The sequence below is a fragment of the Aeromicrobium sp. PFPM2_SD2 genome (assembly GCF_057364525.1).
In genome coordinates this window covers 1-4,579 of record NZ_JBNFNZ010000184.1, presented here as the reverse complement: position 1 = coordinate 4,579, position 4,579 = coordinate 1, and the positions used below count along the sequence as shown (strand labels likewise).

Sequence of the window (4,579 nt, the reverse complement as noted above, 5' to 3'; positions counted from 1 at the left end):
CGGAGGCGCCTGGGACTCGCGCTGGTTCCTGGGCGCGGCGGTCGCGTCTACTCGTGGCCGGGGTCGTGGCGGTGCTACGGGCGGTGGCCGGCCTCGTCGCGCGTCCCGCCGAGACGGTGCAGCTCAGCCCGTCGCCGCCGGTCTCCATCCGGGTCGCGACGACGACGGTCGTGCTGGCCGCGCTGGTGCTGCTCCTGCTGCCGCTGAGCTACTGACGCTCAGCGGTAGTTGGTGAACTGCAGGGCGAAGTCCAGGTCCTTGCCCTTGAGCAGCGCGATGACCTCCTGCAGGTCGTCGCGCTTCTTGCCCGTCACGCGGAGCTCGTCGCCCTGCACCTGCGCCTTGACGCCCTTGGGGCCCTCGTCGCGGATGATCTTGGAGACCTGCTTTGCCTGCTCCTGGGTGAGCCCGGACTGGAAGCTGGCCGTCAGGCGCACCTCCTTGCCCGACTGCTTCGGGTCGTCGGACTCCAGCGCCTTGAGCGAGATGCCGCGCTTGATCAGCTTCTCCTTGAACACGTCCAGGACGGCCAGCGCGCGCTCGTCGGCGTTGGCCTTGATGAGCACGCCGAGCTCGCCGCTCCACTCGATGGACGCCCCGGTGCCCTTGAAGTCGTAGCGCTGCGAGATCTCCTTGGCCGCCTGCTGCAGCGCGTTGTCGGCCTCCTGGCGGTCGATCTTGCTGACGATGTCGAACGAGGCGTCGGCCATGGCACATGCTCCTGGGCTGCATCGGGGTCGGGTTTCTCCCAGCCTAGGGGGCTGCGGTATGGTTCCGTGTCGTCGCCCCAAGGGCGGCACCGTGCGGCAGGTTGCCCGAGTGGCCAAAGGGATCTGACTGTAAATCAGACGGCTCTGCCTTCAGAGGTTCGAATCCTCTACCTGCCACGCCGCACGACGAAGGGCCCCGACCACCCGGTCGGGGCCCTTCGCACGTCCGGGCGTCGTGTGCTGGAGAGCCCCCGTGTCAGGCGCCGCTCGCTGGGTACCCCCTCGCCACCAGCACGTGACGAGAGCGGAGGCGCCCCTGTGAAGGCGATGGTCTACCGCGGCCCCTACAAGGTCCGCGTCCAGAGCAAGCCCGACCCGGTCATCGAGCACCCCGGGGACGCGATCGTGCGGGTCACCCGCGCGGCGATCTGCGGGTCGGACCTGCACCTGTACCACGGGATGATGCCCGACACCCGCGTCGGGATGACGTTCGGCCACGAGTTCATCGGCGTGGTCGAGGAGGTCGGCCCGGACGTGCAGAACGTCAAGGTCGGCGACCGGGTCATGGTGCCGTTCAACGTCTACTGCGGGTCGTGCTGGTTCTGCGCGCGCGGCCTGTACTCCAACTGCCACAACGTGAACCCCAACGCGACGGCGGTCGGCGGCATCTACGGCTACTCCCACACCTGCGGCGGCTACGACGGCGGGCAGGCCGAGCGCGTGCGCGTGCCGTTCGCCGACGTCGGCCCCTCGGTCATCCCCGACGACCTCCACGAGGAGGACGCGCTGATGATGACCGACGCGCTGTCGACGGGCTACTTCGGCGCGCAGCTGGCCGACATCGTCCAGGGCGACACCGTCGTCGTGCTCGGCGCCGGGCCGGTCGGCCTCTACGCGGCCAAGTCGGCCTGGCTCATGGGCGCCGGGCGCGTCATCGTCATCGACCACCTGGAGTACCGGCTGGAGAAGGCGCGCACCTTCGCCCACGCCGAGACGATCAACTTCGGCCAGGTGGACGACGTCGTGCTGGAGATGAAGAAGCAGACCGACTACCTCGGTGCCGACCGGGTCATCGACGCGGTGGGCGCGGAGGCCGACGGCAACTTCCTGCAGCACGTCACGGCCACCAAGCTCAAGCTCCAGGGCGGCTCGCCCATCGCGCTCAACTGGGCCATCGACGGCGTCCGCAAGGGCGGGACGATCTCGGTCATGGGTGCCTACGGGCCGATGTTCAGCGCCGTGAAGTTCGGTGACGCCATGAACAAGGGCCTGACCCTGCGCATGAACCAGGCGCCGGTCAAGCGCCAGTGGCCGCGCCTGCTGGAGCACATCCGCAACGGCTACCTGAGCCCGCGCGACATCATCACGCACCGCGTCCCGCTCGAGCACGTCGCCGAGGCCTACCACCTGTTCTCGGCCAAGCTCGACGACTGCATCAAGCCGGTCATCGTCCCGGACGCCTGAGGAGGAGAACCCGTGCCGTACACCGCGAACGCCCCGCGCCAGGCGCCCGACCCCGACGAGCTGCGCCGCCGCATCCCCGGCTGGGGAGCCGACCTCGACCCCGCCGACCGCCCGGGCCGTGCCGCCGCGAGCGGTACGCCCCCGAGGTCACTGGGGCGCACTGGGAGCTGCCGCCCCAGCAGCCCGAGCACCAGCCGCGCGAGCGCTCCATCGAGCACGCCCGGCTCACGCCCGCCTTCGGCACGTCCGCCCCGCTCAAGGGCGTGTCGGGCATGATCCGCCGGCTCGCCTACGCCCGCTACAGCGAGGGCCGGGCCGCCCACTGGCTGCTCCTGCTCGGCGCCGACCGGGTGGACGTGGTGGAGAGCCACGTCGCGTCGTGGTTCAGCAAGCAGCCCGACAACCCCGTGCTCGGCACCGGCCTGTCGACCGAGCGGACGCACGGCGTCGCGTCCCGGCGCAGCCCCGGCCGGGTCGACGTGAACCACCAGTGGCTCGACCCGGTCGTCGTCGCCGGACCGTGGATCCTGGGCGGCTGGGCCGCGATGAAGGGCGTCCGCCGGCTGGTGCGCGGCGCCCGGCCCTGAGGAGGGCGCGGCGGCGGGCCGCTAGCCTGGCGTCGTGGTCTACGACGTCCTGTTCGACAAGGTCCTGACCCGCATGGACCCCGAGGACGCGCACCACCGCGCCTTCGAGGCCATCCGGCTCGCCGCCCCCGTCACCCGCCGGGCGCTGCCCGCGCCGCGCGACCCGCGCACCCGTCATGGGCGTCGAGTTCCCGAACGCCTTCGGCCTGGCCGCGGGCTTCGACAAGAACGCCCGCGCCGTCCCCCGGCCTGCTGGCGCTCGGCTTCGGTCACGTCGAGGTCGGCACGGTCACCGCGCGCCCGCAGCCGGGCAACCCCCGTCCGCGCCTGCACCGGCTCGTCGCCGACCGGGCGATCGTCAACCGGATGGGCTTCAACAACGACGGCGCCGCCGTGGTCGCCGGCCGGCTGCACCGCCTGCGCCGCACGGAGCTCGGCGAGGGCGCCGTCATCGGCGTCAACATCGGCAAGACCAAGGTCGTCCCGGCCGACGAGGCCGTCGCCGACTACGTCGAGAGCACCCGCCTGCTCGCGCCGTACGCGTCCTACCTCGTGGTCAACGTCTCCAGCCCCAACACGCCGGGCCTGCGCGACCTGCAGGCCGTCGAGACGCTGCGGCCGCTGATGACGGCGGTGCGCGACACGGCCGACCGCTTCACCCGGTCGCACGTCCCGCTGCTGATCAAGATCGCGCCCGACCTGGCCGACGACGACGTCGACGCGGTCGCCGACCTCGCGCTCGAGGTCGGCCTCGACGGCGTCATCGCCACCAACACCACGATCGAGCGTCCCGGCTCGCTGCGCACCGACCGGACGACCGTGGACGCCGCGGGGGCCGGGGGACTCTCCGGTCCGGTGCTGGCCGGGCGGGCCACCGAGGTGCTGGGCCGGCTGCGCTGCCGCGCCGGCGACCGCCTCGCGCTGGTGGCGGTGGGCGGGGTCACGACGCCCCAGGACGTGCGCGACCGGCTGGCCGCCGGCGCCGACCTCGTCCAGGGCTACACCGGCTTCGCCTACGAGGGCCCGCTGTGGCCCCGCCGGCTGGCCGCGGCCACGCTCTAGCCCCTGGAACGACAGGGATTCTCGGCGGTCGGGCACCCCGATTTCGCGAACCGCCGGACCACCCTGTAGAGTCTCCGTCGGTTCGCCCCTTTAGCTCAGTCGGCAGAGCGTTTCCATGGTAAGGAAAAGGTCTACGGTTCGATTCCGTAAAGGGGCTCTGGGACGCGGCAGCGATCGCGACCCGTGGCGGGGTAGCTCAGGTGGTTAGAGCACACGGCTCATAATCGTGGTGTCGCGGGTTCGAGTCCCGCCCCCGCTACCGACAACGTACGTACGTCTTCGACAGAAACAAGAGGCACCACCGTGGCGAGCAAGAGCAGCGACGTCCGCCCCAAGGTCACCCTGGCCTGCACCGAGTGCAAGGAGCGGAACTACATCACGAAGAAGAACCGTCGCAACGACCCCGATCGCCTCGAGATGAAGAAGTACTGCCCGCGCGACAAGCGCCACACGCTGCACCGCGAGACCCGCTGAACGTCTCCCGCGTCGACGACGACCCCCGTACCGCTCCGGCGGGCGGGGGTCGTCGCACGTCCGGGACCGGCCGCTAGCCTCGACGTCATGCGCCTGTCCGACCTGACCACGCTGCGCCTCGGCGGCCCCGCCCGCCGCGTCGTGGACGCCACGACCGAGGCCGAGCTGGTCGACGCCGTCCGCGCCGCCGACGAGGCCGGCGAGCCGGTGCTGGTGGTCGGCGGCGGCAGCAACCTGGTCGTCGCCGACGAGGGCTTCGACGGCACCGTGGTGCGCGTCCTG

The 4,579-nt window shown here is 71.5% G+C and carries 7 protein-coding genes and 3 tRNA genes; 9 read left to right on the top strand and 1 reads right to left on the bottom strand.

What is annotated here, in order from left to right:
* A partial coding sequence (locus AC2W7G_RS09690; RefSeq protein ID WP_485868244.1) for a hypothetical protein occupies nucleotides 1-215 on the top strand: 215 nt, incomplete at its 5' end.
* A gap of 3 nt (nucleotides 216-218) precedes the next feature.
* Here the strand turns inward: AC2W7G_RS09690 and AC2W7G_RS09685 are convergent.
* Entirely contained in the window at nucleotides 219-710 is a 492-nt protein-coding gene (locus tag AC2W7G_RS09685) for a YajQ family cyclic di-GMP-binding protein (protein ID WP_485868243.1), read from the bottom strand.
* Between the two features lie 95 nt (nucleotides 711-805).
* Between AC2W7G_RS09685 and AC2W7G_RS09680 the strand changes: the two genes are divergently transcribed.
* The 8 genes from AC2W7G_RS09680 to AC2W7G_RS09645 form a co-directional block, all read left to right on the top strand.
* Nucleotides 806-887, top strand: a tRNA-Tyr gene (locus AC2W7G_RS09680).
* A gap of 150 nt (nucleotides 888-1,037) precedes the next feature.
* On the top strand, nucleotides 1,038-2,174 hold the full coding sequence (locus AC2W7G_RS09675; protein ID WP_485868246.1) for a zinc-dependent alcohol dehydrogenase: 1,137 nt from the start codon (nucleotides 1,038-1,040) through the stop codon (nucleotides 2,172-2,174).
* 263 nt (nucleotides 2,175-2,437) lie between these two features.
* Complete coding sequence (locus AC2W7G_RS09670; RefSeq protein WP_485868242.1) at nucleotides 2,438-2,761, top strand: hypothetical protein; 324 nt, start codon at nucleotides 2,438-2,440, stop codon at nucleotides 2,759-2,761.
* Between the two features lie 249 nt (nucleotides 2,762-3,010).
* Nucleotides 3,011-3,823, top strand: a complete 813-nt coding sequence (locus tag AC2W7G_RS09665; RefSeq protein WP_485868245.1) for a quinone-dependent dihydroorotate dehydrogenase — start codon at nucleotides 3,011-3,013, stop codon at nucleotides 3,821-3,823.
* An 84-nt stretch (nucleotides 3,824-3,907) separates the two neighbouring features.
* Nucleotides 3,908-3,980 (top strand) — tRNA-Thr (locus AC2W7G_RS09660).
* A 28-nt stretch (nucleotides 3,981-4,008) separates the two neighbouring features.
* Nucleotides 4,009-4,082, top strand: a tRNA-Met gene (locus tag AC2W7G_RS09655).
* Between the two features lie 44 nt (nucleotides 4,083-4,126).
* A complete protein-coding gene (gene rpmG / locus AC2W7G_RS09650) occupies nucleotides 4,127-4,297 on the top strand; it encodes a 50S ribosomal protein L33 (RefSeq protein WP_019143692.1) in 171 nt (56 codons plus the stop codon).
* Nucleotides 4,298-4,384: 87 nt separating this feature from the next.
* A partial coding sequence (locus tag AC2W7G_RS09645; RefSeq protein WP_485868241.1) for an FAD-binding protein occupies nucleotides 4,385-4,579 on the top strand: 195 nt, incomplete at its 3' end.

Coding starts and splice junctions, on each gene's coding strand:
- AC2W7G_RS09685 (WP_485868243.1), bottom strand. CDS start 710: ATGGCCGACGCCTCGTTCGACATCGTCAGCAAGATCGACCGCCAGGAG.
- AC2W7G_RS09675 (WP_485868246.1), top strand. CDS start 1,038: ATGGTCTACCGCGGCCCCTACAAGGTCCGCGTCCAGAGCAAGCCCGAC.